Here is a 13,321-nt window from a genome sequence, read left to right as displayed (position 1 = left end):
TACGGTTCCCGGGCCTCCTCCTCCGCGGGGATCACACGCGCTAGCCTGCCGACCTCGCTGGCACCGCAGCCATGTACTCCTCCAAGGTATGCACTTGATCTGTGGTCAGGCGCAGGCCCTGTTTCGTCCTGCGCCAGAGAATGTCATCAGCACTGTAGGCCCATTCGCGCTCGATCAGCCAGTCGACTTCACGAGCGTAGAGATCACCGCCGAACAACGTTCCGAGATCCTTTGGGGACTTGGCGCCCGCCAGCATTTCGAACGTGTCCGTGCCATAGGCGCGGATCAGGCGGCGCGCATGGGATTCGATCAGGAATGGGAACAACTGCAGAAGCCGCCGCACCTGCTCCTCATAGCCGGTGGCCGGAAACTCGCCGCCCGGCAAGTGGCTGCCCGCCGTCCACGGTGCGCCCTTCGCACCAATCGCCTCTCCGATCTTCTCGAGCGCATGCTCGGCGAGCCGCCGGTAGGTCGTGAGCTTGCCGCCGAAGACGTTCAGCAGCGGAGCGCCTGAACTTTGGTCCATCTTCAGGACGTAATCACGGGTTGCTTCCTGCGCCTTCGATGCACCATCGTCATAGAGCGGGCGCACGGCCGAGTAGGTCCAGACGATGTCTTCCGTTTGGACCGGATCGAGGAAGTACTCACTGGCGGCCGAGCACAGGTAGCCCACCTCTTCCTGGCTGATCTCGATCTTCTTCGGGTCGCCGTCGAAATCTCGGTCGGTGGTGCCGATCAGCGTGTAATCCTGCTGGTAGGGGATGGCGAAAATGATCCGGTTGTCCGGGTTCTGGAAGAAGTAGGCGCGTGGATCGTCGAACTTCTTCTTCACGACGATGTGGCTGCCTTGCACGAGACGGACTCTCCGCCGGCCATTCTGCCCCATGGCCTTGGACAGCACCTGATCAACCCAGGGACCCGCCGCATTGACGAGCATGCGCGCGGTCATGCGACGAAGCGCACCAATGCGGGTGTCCTCCAACTCGATCGACCAGACGCCATCGCGCTGCTCTGCCCGTGTCACCTTCGTGCGCGGAAGGATGTGAGCCCCGCGCTGGGCGGCGTCTCGTGCATTCAGCACCACCAGGCGTGCGTCATCCACCCAACCGTCGGAATACTCAAAGGCCTTGGTGAAAAGCGGCTTGAGCGGCTTTCCTGCGGGATCGCGCCGCATGTCGAGGCTCTTCGTCGGCGGCAAGAGCTTTCGACCACCGAGATGGTCGTAGAGAAACAGGCCCAGACGGATCAGCCATGCGGGACGCACCCCGCCCTTTTGGAAGGGCAGTACGAAACGCATCGGCCAGATGATGTGCGGCGCCATCGCCCACAGCACCTCCCGCTCCATCAACGCTTCACGCACGAGGCGGAACTCGTAATGCTCGAGGTAGCGGAGCCCCCCGTGAATGAGCTTGGTGGAGCCCGAGGAGGTGCCCGAGCCAAAATCGCTCATCTCGGCAAGTGCGACGCTATAGCCACGGCCAGCAGCGTCGCGCGCTATGCCGCATCCGTTGATGCCGCCGCCGATGACGAAGATGTCGGTGTCAGGCTCAGTCACACTCACCTCGGATGCTGCCATCCAGCCGCTGCCGGAAACTCAAACGAGTTGATACGAAGAAAAAACGAATGTCAAACGAAACCTTACAAGCGGTTACTCACGATAGCCGTCTCGATCAGCTTCACGTTGTTCTCCGTACAGAGCCGACGCAAAGACGGGAGCGGGCATTGGTCGGTAATGAAGCTGTGGACCTGTTCGATCTGGGCAATCCGCACCGGCGCCGTCCGCTCGAACTTGGTGGAATCAGCCACGAGAATGACGTGGCGGGCGTTAGCGATGATCGCTTGCGCGACCTTCACTTCGCGAAAGTCGAAATCGAGTAGCGCCCCATCGGCGTCGATCGCCGAGGCACCGATCACGGCAAAGTCGACCTTGAACTGCCGAATGAAGTCCACGGCCGCCTCCCCCACAATTCCTCCGTCAGATCCGCGCACTACACCGCCGGTGATGACCACCTCCATCGCCGGAAGAAGCCGCAAACGATTGGCCACGTTTATGTTGTTGGTAATGACCATCATCTCGTGATGGTCCACCAGTGCCTCGCCCACGGCTTCGGTGGTGGTGCCGATATTGATGAAGAGCGAGGCGTTGTTCGGGATGAGGGCTGCGGCGGCAATTCCGATCGCCTGTTTTTCCTGGGCCGCGATCTGTCTGCGGGCCTCATACCGCATGTTTTCCGTGCTGCTTGGAAACGTCGCGCCGCCGTGGATACGGTTGAGATGCCGCTGATCGCAGAGATCGTTCAGGTCCTTGCGAATTGTCTGCGGTGAGACGGAAAAACGCACCGCCAGTTCTTCGACCAGAACGCGGCCCTGCGACTTCGCAAGCTCGACGATCTCCGACTGCCGAGGGCTCAGAAACATCGGTCGCCTTTCACTTCAGTTTCGACGCGTTTCGAAGGCATCATGCAGGAGAAGGTGAATGAAAGCTATAACCTGCTTCATCCAAAGGGGTGCAAACAATCCTTGCACAATGCCAGTGAAATCAGGATTAGCTATCGGATCGGGAAAGCTATGGCTGCTTGCCTTCAAACAGGAAGCTGTACAGAAGAGCGGTCGAGGTATCGTCGTCAGGCGTGACGCAGCGTTTCAACGGTTGCTATGTCCAGCCGGCGCCACCGCCACAGCAGCTTGCCCGATGATGGATCAGCTCATGGCCCAAGGCATACCGCCGCCTGCGCTGTTGACACCTCCCCTACCTCCACTGCGAAGGCACGGAACCCGGAATCATCCAGCGTAAGGATGCGGTAGCAGGGATGACCGCCAGTCCAGAGCGGTGCGGGCGCGTCGAGATCAGTGATGAAGCGGTGGGCGCAGGCTTGGCCGGAGCTGAAGGCGATGCCCTCCGCGGTCGTTCCTGCAAGCGGCATATGGATGTGGCCGAAGACGATGTGGCGTACCCCAGCCGGATGGGCCGCTAACCGCTTCATGAGACGTCCGTCGTCATGCATCCCGATATGCTGAAAATGCGCAATTCCGCAATCCATCGGCGGATGATGGATGAAGACCGTCACCGGCTGCTCCCCTGCCCCTTCCAGAGCGCTCTCCAGCCAACCCAAGCGATCGTCGTCATAGACGCCGCCGATTGTCCCCGGTTCGTGGCTGTCCAGAAACAGCAACCGCCCATAAGGTGTGTCCAGCACCGACTGGATGAAACCGAGGTCGTCCACCGGATGGTCGAAAAAGGCGGAGCGGAAGTTTGGCAGGTCGTCATGATTTCCGACCAGAAGGCGCATCTCGAAGGGGACGGGCGCCAGGATGTCCTTCAGCAGCGCATAGGCTTCCGAATCGCCGAAGTTGCAAAGGTCACCGGTCATGACCCCCAGATCGGCATCCCCGTGCTTCTCGACGATATCGGCCACCGCGGCGCGCAACTGCTTTTCTGGATCCACGCCGTTGACGACGATGCCTGAGGGCATCAGGTGGGTGTCGGTGATCTGGATGATTTTCATGGAGCCAATCTCTTCGTCCAAAGGATTGCGGGGCCACGCAGGCCCCACAACAGCGCAAGCCTTGCGAGCTCGGCTTACTTCATTAGCGCATTGGTCTGCTCGACCAGCTGCTTGAGTCCGTCTTCCGGTGACACCTCCCCGCGCATCACGGTGCCGATGATGTCGCGCTGGGTGCGCCAGATGCGAACGGAGTCACCGCCCGGATAGCCGGCCCAAGGAAGCGAGCGATCCGCCTGCAGCGAGGCCGTCTTCACATTCGGATGTTCCGCGTAATAGGGCTCGAGATAGTTGGAACCGGTGGCGAGCTTGTTGGTCGGCAGATAGCCGGTGATGCGAACGATGGTGTTCTGCGCTTCCGGGCCGGTGACCCACTTCAGATACTTCCAGGCCGCATCTTGCTTGGCCTTGTCCTGGGTCAGGATTACAGCCGAGTTGCCGCCGGTCGGAACGCCGCCGTATTCCTGGTTGTCCAGCGGAAAGGTCGCCGTCTTCAGCGGGAAGCGGTCGCCGACGAGGCCCTCGATTGTCTGGACATGGGCGGGAGTAGAGAAGATGAAGCCGGTAAGCCCCGCTCCGAACTGCTGGCGCGACTGGTCCCAGTCGAGCAGGCTCTGGCCGCCTTCGGTGACGAACTGACGCGTCAGCTTCAGTGCGTTGAGACCGATCTCGTTATCGAAGGCCACCGTCTTGGTGCTTTCGTCGACCAGCTTGCCGCCCTGCTGGAAGATCAGGGCCTGCCACAGCCAGTCGTCCGGCCAGCCATTGATGTCGTAGCCCATGCCGGCGATCTTCGGATCGAGCGCATGGATCTTCTTTGCAAGCTCGATGAGCTCCGGGAAGGTCGTCGGCATGTTGTCCGGGTCGCCGCCGGCCTTCTTCACCAGGTCGGCGTTGATGTACATGATCGGCGAAGAGGCATTGACCGGCAGGCCGTACTGCTTGCCGTCGATCTGGCCGAGCGCCACCATCTTGGGCGAGTAGTTCTTGTCGAGGAAGGATTGGCCGCCTTCCGCCTCGATGAACGGCGTGAGGTCTGTGATCTGGTCGCGCGGAGCGAGCGCATGCACGAGTTCTGCCGTCAGGTTGTAGCCGGAGAAGTAGACATCAGGAAGATTGCCGGTCACGGCTGCGCGCAGAACCTGCTGCTGACCTTCATTGTAGCCTGCCGCCGGCGCAAGGAAGTTGATCTTGATGTCCGGGTTGTTCTTCATGAATTCATCGGCCAGCGGCTGATGGAATTTCGTGAAGCCCGGCAGATTGTAGAGAACCTCGAGCGTGATCTCCTCGGCGAAAACGGGCTTGGCAAGACCCGAGAAGGCAAGCGTGGCGACAAGCCCGCTCATGAGTGTACGACGGTAGAGCTTCATGGTGATCTCCAGCATTGGTGGGAGGGTGAAAAGGGCTACTTGACGCCAGTCATGGTGATGCCTGCAATGAAGTGACGGCGTGCAAGAAGGAAGCAGACGATCATCGGTGCGGTGATCAGGGCAGCACCGGCCATCAGGGCGCCGTAGTTCGCGCCGGATTCAACGTCCGAGAAAAACAACATGCCGAGCGGCGGCGGAGCGAGGTTGATGTCCGTCACCACGATCATCGGCCAGTAGAGATCGTTCCAGTGGGCGACAACGGAGAACACGGAGAAGGCCGCGAGCGACGGCAACGAGCCGCGCAGCACCAGGCTCCAACAGATCTCCATCTCGGAAAACCCGTCCATGCGCGCAGCCTCGATGATCTCGTCCGGGTAGCTGCGGAAGGACTGGTGGAAAAGGAAGATGGCGAAGACCGACAGGAAGAACGGGGCCATCATGGCAAAATAGGTGTTCAGCAGATCAAGCTTTGCCAGCCCCACGAAAAGCGGCAGCGCGAGTGCCTGGATAGGCACGCAGAGCGCTGCGATGACTAGCGTGAGAAGAAGCTTGCGGCCCGGGAAGTTCAGCTTGGCCAGCGCATAGGCCGCCGGCACGGCGGTTGCGACCTGCACGATAAGGATGCCGAGGCAGACAATCAGGCCGTTCAGCATGAAGCGCAGCATGGGAACTTGGCTGGCGGCACGCCCGTAATTCTGGGCCATGTCGAACTGCTTCGGGATCGGCCAGAGCGAGACGTCGAAAATCTCAGCCGGTGAGCGGATCGATGTCAGGAACATCCAGTAGAACGGCAGCACCACGATGAAGGCGCCTGCGCCAAGCACGAGGTGGGGCAGGAAGCGACGAATTCTGGCCATCAGTAATGGACCTTCCGGTCGAGATGGAGCGTCTGGCCGATCGACAGGACGAGAATGATGACGAGGAAGATCAGCGTCAGCGCCGCGGCATAGCCTGTGTTGGAATACTCGAACCCCTCAAGGTAGAGGTCGAAGAGCAGCGTTTCGGAGCCAAAGCGGCCCTTGGTCAGCACGGCGACGGTCTCGAAGACCTTGAAGGCCGAAATCGAGGTGGTCACCACGACGAAAAGGGTCGTCGGCCCAAGCATCGGCCAGGTCACGGTGAAAAAACGGTCGAACGGGTGGCGCGCTCCGTCCAGACGTGCAGCTTCATAAAGATCTTTGGGGATTGCCGTCAGCCCGGCAAGAAAGAGAACCGTGTTGAAGCCGAGGATCTGCCAGACACCGATCATCGCCATGGTCGGAATGAGGAGCGTGGGGTTGGACAGGAACGCAACCGGCTCAAAGCCCAGCCATTTGATAGCGGCGTTAACGGGACCGATCGATGGATGCAGCAGGAACTGCCAGACCGTCGCCATGGCGACCAGGGTAGCCGTGACCGGCAGAAAATAGGCGGCCTCCCAGAAGGCACGGCTGCGCTTGCGGTTGTAGACGAGAAGCGCCAGGCCGAGGGCGAGGAACACGCCGAGCGGAATGACGATCACCGCGTAGATAACCGTGTTCGTCAGCGACCGCAGGAAGACCGGGTCATTGAAGGCTTGGACGAAGTTCTCAAAAGCGATGAACCGCGTCGACAGCGCACCGAGCTGGTAGTCGGTCAGCGAAAAACCGGCCAATACGAGGACCGGAATAATGTAGATTGCGGCCAGCAGCAGGACCGCGGGCGCCACGAAGAGGAGTGCGCGCCACATCATGCGACGCTCGATCTTCGACCGACCTTTTGCCGCCGCGGAAGCGGACACCGGGCCGAGGTCCATGGCGAGCGTCATGCCGCCACCCGGTCGGTTGGCAAGGCCGCGAGCCGCACGCCGTCACGGCCGAAAAGGTGGGCCCGCTCCGGCGGAAACGAAACCTGGATGACATCCGCGGTATCGGCCGCAAGCGGCTCGCCCGCGGTAAGACGAAGCGTTACCCGCAGTGTCTCATCTGCCAGAAGATGCGCATGGACGAAACGGTCCGCACCGTGGGTCTCGGTGCGCAGAACGCGAAGCGGCAGACCTTCCGAACCGATGCTGATGTGTTCCGCACGCACGCCAAGGGTCGCCGGCCCGGCATCGTGGCCACCCGCCGCAAGCCCAAGCACGTGACCGAAAAGGCTCACGCTTCCGTTGGACAGGACCTCGACCGGCACAAGATTGATCGAAGGCGTGCCGATGAAGCGGGCAACCGTCAGGGTCGCCGGATGCTCATAAAGCTGGCTGGGTGTGCCCAGCTGCTCGATCTGCCCCTCGTTCATCAGCGCGATGCGGTCCGACATGGTCATCGCTTCGATCTGATCGTGGGTGACATAGATGAAGGTAGCACCCAGGCGGCAATGCAGTGCCGCCAGCTCGTTGCGCATGTGAGCCCGGAGCTTGGCGTCGAGGTTGGAGAGCGGCTCGTCCATCAGGAAGGCAGCAGGAGAGCGCACCAGAGCACGGGCAAGCGCCACACGCTGGCGTTGGCCGCCGGAGAGTTGGGCGGGCTTGCGGTCGAGCAGATGCGAAATCTGCAACGTCTCCGCCGCCTGCTCCACGCTCTTGTCGATATCGTGAAGAACCTCTGCAGACGCTGCCAGTGCCCCAACCAGCGGCAGGCGGCCGGCCAGAGAGAGGCGGCGCATGCGAAGCGGCGTGGCGATGTTCTGGCGCACGCTCATATGCGGGTAGAGGGCGTAAGACTGAAAGACCATCGCAAGGTTTCGCGCGCTGGGGTCAAGCTCGGTCACATCGGACCCACCGATCGCGACGCTGCCACGGTCCGGCCGCTCCAGCCCGGCAATGATCCTTAGGAGCGTGGACTTGCCGCAGCCCGACATACCGACGAGCGACAGGAACTCGCCCGGCCGCACGGACAGATCGATGTTCTTCAACACATCGAATGCGCCGAAGCCTTTGCCAATACCGGCGAGTTCGACAGATTGCTGCATTGCACTACTCCTTGACCGGAGCGGCTAATGGAGCGCGCTGATGACAGCCGAGCGACAGATTTGAGAACTTTTGATGACGGTATGATGCCCCTGCTCCTCGGTTGAACCCGGAGCAGGGGCTCGCCAAAATGGCTCCGTCTCGTACCTGAGAACATGAACCGAGATCGGCCGCAGTCTTGGCGACGCAGCCAGCTCGCCTCGACTTTGCTCTGCCGCTTTCCCAATCCTGCAGAAGCGCAAGGGCCGGCTAGTCGTTCTTCAAGACGCTAAAACAGCGCATCGAGAAGGTCGTCATCATCTTGAACGCCGGAGGCGTTGCCGGGCGGTGCACTTGTCTGCGCAACACTGGCCCCGAAGATCTGCGCATGCAGTTCGCGTTCAGGCGCCATGGTGTAGAGCTTAAGGATGCGGTTGCCGATTTCCCTCAGCGGCTCGCGATCTCCGACGAAGATGGGGCCTGCGGATGCACCTGACATCTGCTCGGCGCAGCTGTGCAGGATGTTTCCGAGCGCGCCATCGAAGTCGAGCCGCCCGAGATGGGTCATCGTCTGCTCTTCGGCCGTCGCGCTGTCTTGCGTCAGGCGCCGAAGGCCTGCCGCCATCTTCTCTGCCGCGTGGCTAATGGCGGCGCGTGCCGCTTCCAGACGGCTGTCCAGCGATGTATCGGCATCCGCGTCCGACGCCCGCAACGTAGTGGCCGCAGCTTCTAGGCTCTGCAGCGCACCGAGGATCTTCTCGGCGCTCTCGTCCAGTTGAGCGGCGAAGTTGCGTAGTTCGGCAGCGACGACGTTGATCGCCTTTCCATCCTCTCCGACGCGACTGCAGCGAAGATTGGTGTTGAGTGCCATGTAGTGGATGTCCGTGCGGACCATCTGCACGACGCCGATGCCGTGCGTGAGCTCCGCCACCGTTTCCGCCGTGCCGCGACTGATTTGGGCAGCCTCTTGCGCAACCGCCTCGACTTCCCGGACGGCGGCGCGCGCCTCGCTAATGGCCTGCTCCAGAAGGCGCAGGGGCGTAGCATCATCGGTCTCTCCCCCTTCGTTCATCAGTCCGCGAAGCGAAGCGATCTCCTGCAGATCCGAGCGGAAACTTGCGACGGTCTCGACGATCTTGCGCGTTTCGCGGGCGAAGTCTGCGGAGGTTTGTTCAATCTGGAGGTATACCAGTTGGCGTATCGCCGCGTCGAGCAGTTGTCGGTCGTCTTCAGGGAGATAAGATGCCTCCTCGAGGATCGCGATTGCCGACTGACAATGCTCGATCCGCTGCCGCGTAGCATCCCCGATCTGCATTGCCGACAGCGTCGCGCCCAGCTTCGCCTGGATGCGGGCCGTCACCGCCTTGACGCTTGCCGCGTGAGCCGCATGCAGGCTGCGGTGGTGGGCGATTTTCTCTCCCCCTTCGCTAAGGTTGGAAATGATCGCCGGGATCGAGTTCTGGTAGGTGACGAGGATTGCTTCGCCTCTTTCGATGACCGGAGCAAGGCCCGCGCCCAGTTTGCCGAGCTTGCAGGAGAGATCGTCCACCTGCACCCGACCGTCGCCGATGCGCTGGAGGATTTCTTCGGCAAAGCCTGCAAATTCGGGAATTCCGGCGCCGGTGATCTTGGCAGTCACGGCGAAGGTGCGCAGATAACGAAGGGTCTCCTGCATCTGCGCGACCTGTGGCCGCAGTGCCTGCTGCGCCGCAAGGATCGATCGGAAGCTGTCCTGCCGGCCGAGCTCGACGTCGGTCAACTCTGTAAGTCGCTTCCCCGTCTTCTCGAGTTCTGCGGTCGTCTGCTGGGCGGTGTCCGCATCCAGCGACGTGGTGAGTTCGTCCAGAGAACCAACCAAACCGTTAAGGACATCGAGTATCGCCAGGATGGCATTGCCGCCGTCAAGGAAACGCTCCTCGATGCTACCCCGCGCCGTTTCAAGGAGCCGGACCACCGACGTAAGATCCGGGTCCGGGAGGTTCGCCATCGGCGTTCTGAGTGCAGTCGCTGCCACGTTTCCCTCGCATCGGCGGCATGTGCCGCCTTCATCATCGGGCGCAACGCCCGCCTGTCTCGTTCTGGATCAGCTGCGGCTTTGCGCCACCTGTCCCAGAGGCCAGCAGCAGCCTCTACCGGCGAAGGTTAACCGCTTGAGAATCCGGCGAGGGAAGCGTCACGAGTGGTTAACGAATGGATGGCCTTCCAGTGCGAGATCCCGCTTCCCAATAATCCCTCCTAAAAACTCAGCCTACAAAATTAGAGATGGCTTAATGTACAGAGCCGACTTTTCCGGTCGAAATCTCACTCCGCCCACTGAGGCGATCGGAAGCCGACATGCCTTCTCCAGAGCCCGCCGTCCACTATCTCGCACTGCCGGAAAACCTGACGATGCGTAGTGCCGCCGAGATCAAGAGCCTCCTGCTCGATTCGCTGGGTCGTCATGCCGCGACCGAGCTCGATGTTGCGGAGCGGGCGCCGGTCGACCTCAGCTTTGTACAGATCGTTGAAGCTGCGCGCATCTCTTTCGCGAGTGCTGAGAAGGGGCTCAGGTTGGCCAAACCAGCTTCCGGCACACTGCTTTCCGTGCTCGAGCGTGGCGGCATTATCGACACCATGAACATCAACGACAGACAATTCTGGCTCCACCAAGGAGAGACGCAGTGACGGCAAGCATCCTGACAGTAGACGATTCGGCCAGTATCCGACTGACGACCCGGGTGGCGCTAAGCAATGCCGGCTATACAGTCACGGAAGCCGTGGATGGCCAGGATGGCCTGGCGAAGCTGGGCTCCGGCCAGTTCGACATGATCGTCACCGATCTCAACATGCCGAACATGGATGGCCTGACGATGATCCGCGAGCTGCGCAAGCTGCCCGCCCATACCGGCGTCCCCGTTATCTTCCTGACCACTGAATCCGATGCCGACATGAAGCAGCAGGCAAAGGCCGCAGGCGCCACCGGGTGGCTGACGAAGCCGTTTGACCCGGAAAGCCTGGTCAAGATCGTTCGCAAGGTTCTCGGCCGATGAGCTTTCCTGATCCGATCGCGGTTTTCAGGACGGAGGCGGCCGAACTTCTTGAGCAAATCGAGGGCGGGCTGCTCGACCTCAACGTCGATCTTGGCAACAAGGACCAGATCGACGCGGTGTTCCGCGGCCTTCACACGCTGAAGGGCTCGGGCGCAATGTTTGGCTTCGACGCGCTCGCCGCCTTCACCCATCACTGCGAGACTGCCTTCGACCGGGTCCGCAAGGGCGAGGTGCCTGCGACGCAAGCACTCGTATCCGCCGTTCTCGAAGCAATGGACCATATGCGCACGCTGGTAGAAACACCGGCGGGAGACCACGATGCGGTGAGCGAGGCTCTGCTGGCAAAGCTACGGTCTGCCGTGGTCATGGCGAGCGGCGCTCCCCTCGCCACGACCACGACAAGCGCGCCTCCCGTGACCTGCTACACGGTCCGCTTTTCGCTGCCGCAGAATGCCATGGCGAACGGGACCAATCCGCTTGGGCTGCTGGACGAGCTGCGGGAACTCGGCGATTGCCGCGTTATTGCCGATCGCTCTGCGATCCCCACCCTGGATGCGCTGGAGCCGACCGACCTCTACCTTTCCTGGACTGTCGAACTGGAGACCGAGGAGCCGCGCTCGGCAATCGATGACGTCTTCATTTTCGTGATGGACGAGATGCAGTTGGAGGTCTCGAAAGCGAGACCTTCGATCGAGCAACCGAAAGACCCGGACCAGCAAGAAAGTGCTGCGGGCGAGCCTTTGCAGCCCGCTTTTGCTGCCACCCGTGCGGTAAGTGCAGCCACGCCGGCATTGGTCGACGCGAAGGCTGCCAAGGCCGCCGAGAATGTCCGCGTGCCGGCCGAGCGCCTCGACGAGTTGATGGATCGCGTCGGTGAACTTGTGATCGCCCAGTCGCGTCTCAGCCAGCTCGCCGGTGGCAGCGGCGACCTGCAACTGCGCGCCGTTTCCGAGGACGTGGAACGTCTGTCCGGTGAGCTTCGCGACACGATGATGGTGCTGCGCATGGTGCCGGTGGCGCAACTGTTCGGGCGCTTCCGCCGTCTCGTACACGATCTCGCCCACGAGACCGGGAAGAGCATCGAGCTCGTCACCGAAGGCGAAACAACCGAGGTCGACAAGAGCGTCATCGAGCGACTTGCCGATCCGATGGTGCACCTGGTGCGCAATTCCTGTGATCATGGTCTCGAGCCTGCTGATGAACGTATTGCTGCCGGAAAGCCGCAGGCGGGGCGCATCTTCCTTTCGGCACGACAGCAGGCCGGGGAGGTGATCATCACGATCAAGGACGACGGCCGCGGCATCAACAAGGAGAGGGTCCGCGCCAAGGCCGAGGCCTCCGGCCTGATCGCCGCCAACCAGAGCCTGACCGACCAGGAGCTCTACCAGCTGATCTTCCAGCCGGGCTTTTCCACCGCGCAGGAGGTGACCAACCTCTCCGGCCGCGGCGTGGGCATGGATGTCGTCAAGCGCACGATCGACGCCCTGCGCGGCGCGATCAACGTGATCAGCCGCCCCGGAGAAGGCTCCGAGATCTCGCTCGCTATTCCGTTGACGCTGGCGATCATCGACGGACTGCTCGTACGCGTCGGCACCGGCCGGTATGTCATTCCGCTGTCAGCGGTCGAGGAATGCCTGGAGTTGTCGGTTGAAGAAGATATGCGCTCGCGCGGCCGCAGCTTCATCTCGCTACGCGACAGCCTCGTGCCCTTCATCCGCCTGCGCGATCTCTTCCGCACCGGCACAGCGCCCGATCCCTTCCAGAAGGTGGTCGTGATCTCGACCGGTGCCGAACGGGTCGGCCTCGTCGTCGATCAGATCATCGGCGACCACCAGACGGTGATCAAGAGCATGTCCAAGCTCCATCATGACGTCGGCACGTTCTCGGGCGCCACCATCCTCGGTGATGGTGATGTCGCCTTGATCCTTGATGTCGGACACCTGGTCGCCGAGGGCCAGCAACAGGAGGCGCACCTACGCGCGGCCGGATGAGCGAAGCAGCAAGAGCAATACCCGATACAGTCTGGGAAGGTCGCGAAGAGATCGAGGTGGTCACCTTCGACATCGCGGGGGAAGTCTTTGCCCTGCAGGCGGCGGCCGTCCAGGAGATCCTCGACCTCTTACCGGAGACGACGGTTCCCGGGGCCAGGGCCTTCGTCGGCAGCGTCATCAATTTCCGCGGCAAGGTCATCCCGCTCGCCGACATCCGGCTTGCGTTCGGCATGGAGGCGACCCAGCCGACCATCGACAGCCGCATTATCGTGATCGAATTGGAAATCGACGGCGAGCCGACGCTCACCGGCATCCGGACCGACAAGGTTCACGAGGTAACGACGCTGTCGCGAACTGCCGGCGAACCTCCGCCAAGCGTCGGCATGCGCTGGCGCCCCGATTTCATCGACTGCCTGGTCAAGCGCGGAAGCGATTTCATCATCGTTCCGAACCTCCAGGCGATCTTTTCCGCCAATCACGCTCAACGCCAAACTGGCTCCAGCACCACCTAGGTTCAAGAGGCTAC

The 13,321-nt window shown here is 61.7% G+C and carries 12 protein-coding genes; 4 read left to right on the top strand and 8 right to left on the bottom strand.

Annotated elements, in window-relative coordinates:
• Positions 1 to 40: 40 nt before the first annotated feature.
• From glpD to MUU54_RS14365, 8 genes are all read right to left on the bottom strand, one after another.
• Positions 41 to 1,576: a glycerol-3-phosphate dehydrogenase gene (gene glpD / locus MUU54_RS14400; RefSeq protein ID WP_376742099.1), complete on the bottom strand. Its 1,536-nt coding sequence runs from the start codon at positions 1,574 to 1,576 to the stop codon at positions 41 to 43.
• A gap of 62 nt (positions 1,577 to 1,638) precedes the next feature.
• Entirely contained in the window at positions 1,639 to 2,418 is a 780-nt protein-coding gene (locus tag MUU54_RS14395) for a DeoR/GlpR family DNA-binding transcription regulator (RefSeq protein WP_247244713.1), read from the bottom strand.
• Between the two features lie 287 nt (positions 2,419 to 2,705).
• Entirely contained in the window at positions 2,706 to 3,506 is an 801-nt protein-coding gene (locus tag MUU54_RS14390) for a phosphodiesterase (protein WP_247244712.1), read from the bottom strand.
• 74 nt (positions 3,507 to 3,580) lie between these two features.
• A complete protein-coding gene (locus tag MUU54_RS14385; RefSeq protein WP_247244711.1) occupies positions 3,581 to 4,873 on the bottom strand; it encodes an ABC transporter substrate-binding protein in 1,293 nt (430 codons plus the stop codon).
• A 35-nt stretch (positions 4,874 to 4,908) separates the two neighbouring features.
• On the bottom strand, positions 4,909 to 5,730 hold the full coding sequence (locus MUU54_RS14380; protein WP_247244710.1) for a carbohydrate ABC transporter permease: 822 nt from the start codon (positions 5,728 to 5,730) through the stop codon (positions 4,909 to 4,911).
• The gene (locus MUU54_RS14375; protein WP_247244709.1) at positions 5,730 to 6,659 is read right to left on the bottom strand and encodes a carbohydrate ABC transporter permease; all 930 of its coding nucleotides are present in this window, start codon (positions 6,657 to 6,659) and stop codon (positions 5,730 to 5,732) included. Before MUU54_RS14375 ends, MUU54_RS14380 begins: the two co-directional genes overlap by 1 nt.
• Positions 6,656 to 7,798, bottom strand: coding sequence for an ABC transporter ATP-binding protein (locus MUU54_RS14370; protein ID WP_247244708.1), 1,143 nt, complete (start codon positions 7,796 to 7,798; stop codon positions 6,656 to 6,658). The genes MUU54_RS14375 and MUU54_RS14370 overlap by 4 nt, the downstream gene beginning before the upstream one ends.
• A 266-nt stretch (positions 7,799 to 8,064) precedes the next feature.
• The gene (locus tag MUU54_RS14365; protein WP_247244707.1) at positions 8,065 to 9,789 is read right to left on the bottom strand and encodes a coiled-coil domain-containing protein; all 1,725 of its coding nucleotides are present in this window, start codon (positions 9,787 to 9,789) and stop codon (positions 8,065 to 8,067) included.
• 320 nt (positions 9,790 to 10,109) lie between these two features.
• On the opposite strand from MUU54_RS14365, the gene MUU54_RS14360 reads away from it, so the two are divergent.
• From MUU54_RS14360 to MUU54_RS14345, 4 genes are read left to right on the top strand one after another with little or no spacing between them, the layout of a single operon-like run.
• Entirely contained in the window at positions 10,110 to 10,439 is a 330-nt protein-coding gene (locus tag MUU54_RS14360; protein ID WP_247244706.1) for an STAS domain-containing protein, read from the top strand.
• Positions 10,436 to 10,804, top strand: a complete 369-nt coding sequence (locus tag MUU54_RS14355; RefSeq protein ID WP_247244705.1) for a response regulator — start codon at positions 10,436 to 10,438, stop codon at positions 10,802 to 10,804. Before MUU54_RS14360 ends, MUU54_RS14355 begins: the two co-directional genes overlap by 4 nt.
• A complete protein-coding gene (locus MUU54_RS14350; RefSeq protein WP_247244704.1) occupies positions 10,801 to 12,795 on the top strand; it encodes a chemotaxis protein CheA in 1,995 nt (664 codons plus the stop codon). The genes MUU54_RS14355 and MUU54_RS14350 overlap by 4 nt, the downstream gene beginning before the upstream one ends.
• Positions 12,792 to 13,307, top strand: coding sequence for a chemotaxis protein CheW (locus MUU54_RS14345; RefSeq protein ID WP_247244703.1), 516 nt, complete (start codon positions 12,792 to 12,794; stop codon positions 13,305 to 13,307). The genes MUU54_RS14350 and MUU54_RS14345 overlap by 4 nt, the downstream gene beginning before the upstream one ends.
• The last annotated feature ends 14 nt before the right edge of the window (positions 13,308 to 13,321 follow it).

It is taken from the genome of Pseudorhizobium tarimense, assembly GCF_022968135.1.
GTDB lineage: Bacteria > Pseudomonadota > Alphaproteobacteria > Rhizobiales > Rhizobiaceae > Neorhizobium > Neorhizobium tarimense.
This window is presented reverse-complemented; position numbering and strand designations above follow the sequence as displayed.

What these genes read in the sequence shown, in the direction of transcription:
- MUU54_RS14380 (WP_247244710.1), bottom strand. Translation starts at nt 5,730, where the DNA reads ATGGCCAGAATTCGTCGCTTCCTGCCCCACCTCGTGCTTGGCGCAGGC.
- MUU54_RS14345 (WP_247244703.1), top strand. Translation starts at nt 12,792, where the DNA reads ATGAGCGAAGCAGCAAGAGCAATACCCGATACAGTCTGGGAAGGTCGC.
- MUU54_RS14350 (WP_247244704.1), top strand. Translation starts at nt 10,801, where the DNA reads ATGAGCTTTCCTGATCCGATCGCGGTTTTCAGGACGGAGGCGGCCGAA.
- glpD (WP_376742099.1), bottom strand. Translation starts at nt 1,576, where the DNA reads ATGGCAGCATCCGAGGTGAGTGTGACTGAGCCTGACACCGACATCTTC.
- MUU54_RS14370 (WP_247244708.1), bottom strand. Translation starts at nt 7,798, where the DNA reads ATGCAGCAATCTGTCGAACTCGCCGGTATTGGCAAAGGCTTCGGCGCA.
- MUU54_RS14360 (WP_247244706.1), top strand. Translation starts at nt 10,110, where the DNA reads ATGCCTTCTCCAGAGCCCGCCGTCCACTATCTCGCACTGCCGGAAAAC.
- MUU54_RS14375 (WP_247244709.1), bottom strand. Translation starts at nt 6,659, where the DNA reads ATGACGCTCGCCATGGACCTCGGCCCGGTGTCCGCTTCCGCGGCGGCA.
- MUU54_RS14390 (WP_247244712.1), bottom strand. Translation starts at nt 3,506, where the DNA reads ATGAAAATCATCCAGATCACCGACACCCACCTGATGCCCTCAGGCATC.
- MUU54_RS14395 (WP_247244713.1), bottom strand. Translation starts at nt 2,418, where the DNA reads ATGTTTCTGAGCCCTCGGCAGTCGGAGATCGTCGAGCTTGCGAAGTCG.
- MUU54_RS14385 (WP_247244711.1), bottom strand. Translation starts at nt 4,873, where the DNA reads ATGAAGCTCTACCGTCGTACACTCATGAGCGGGCTTGTCGCCACGCTT.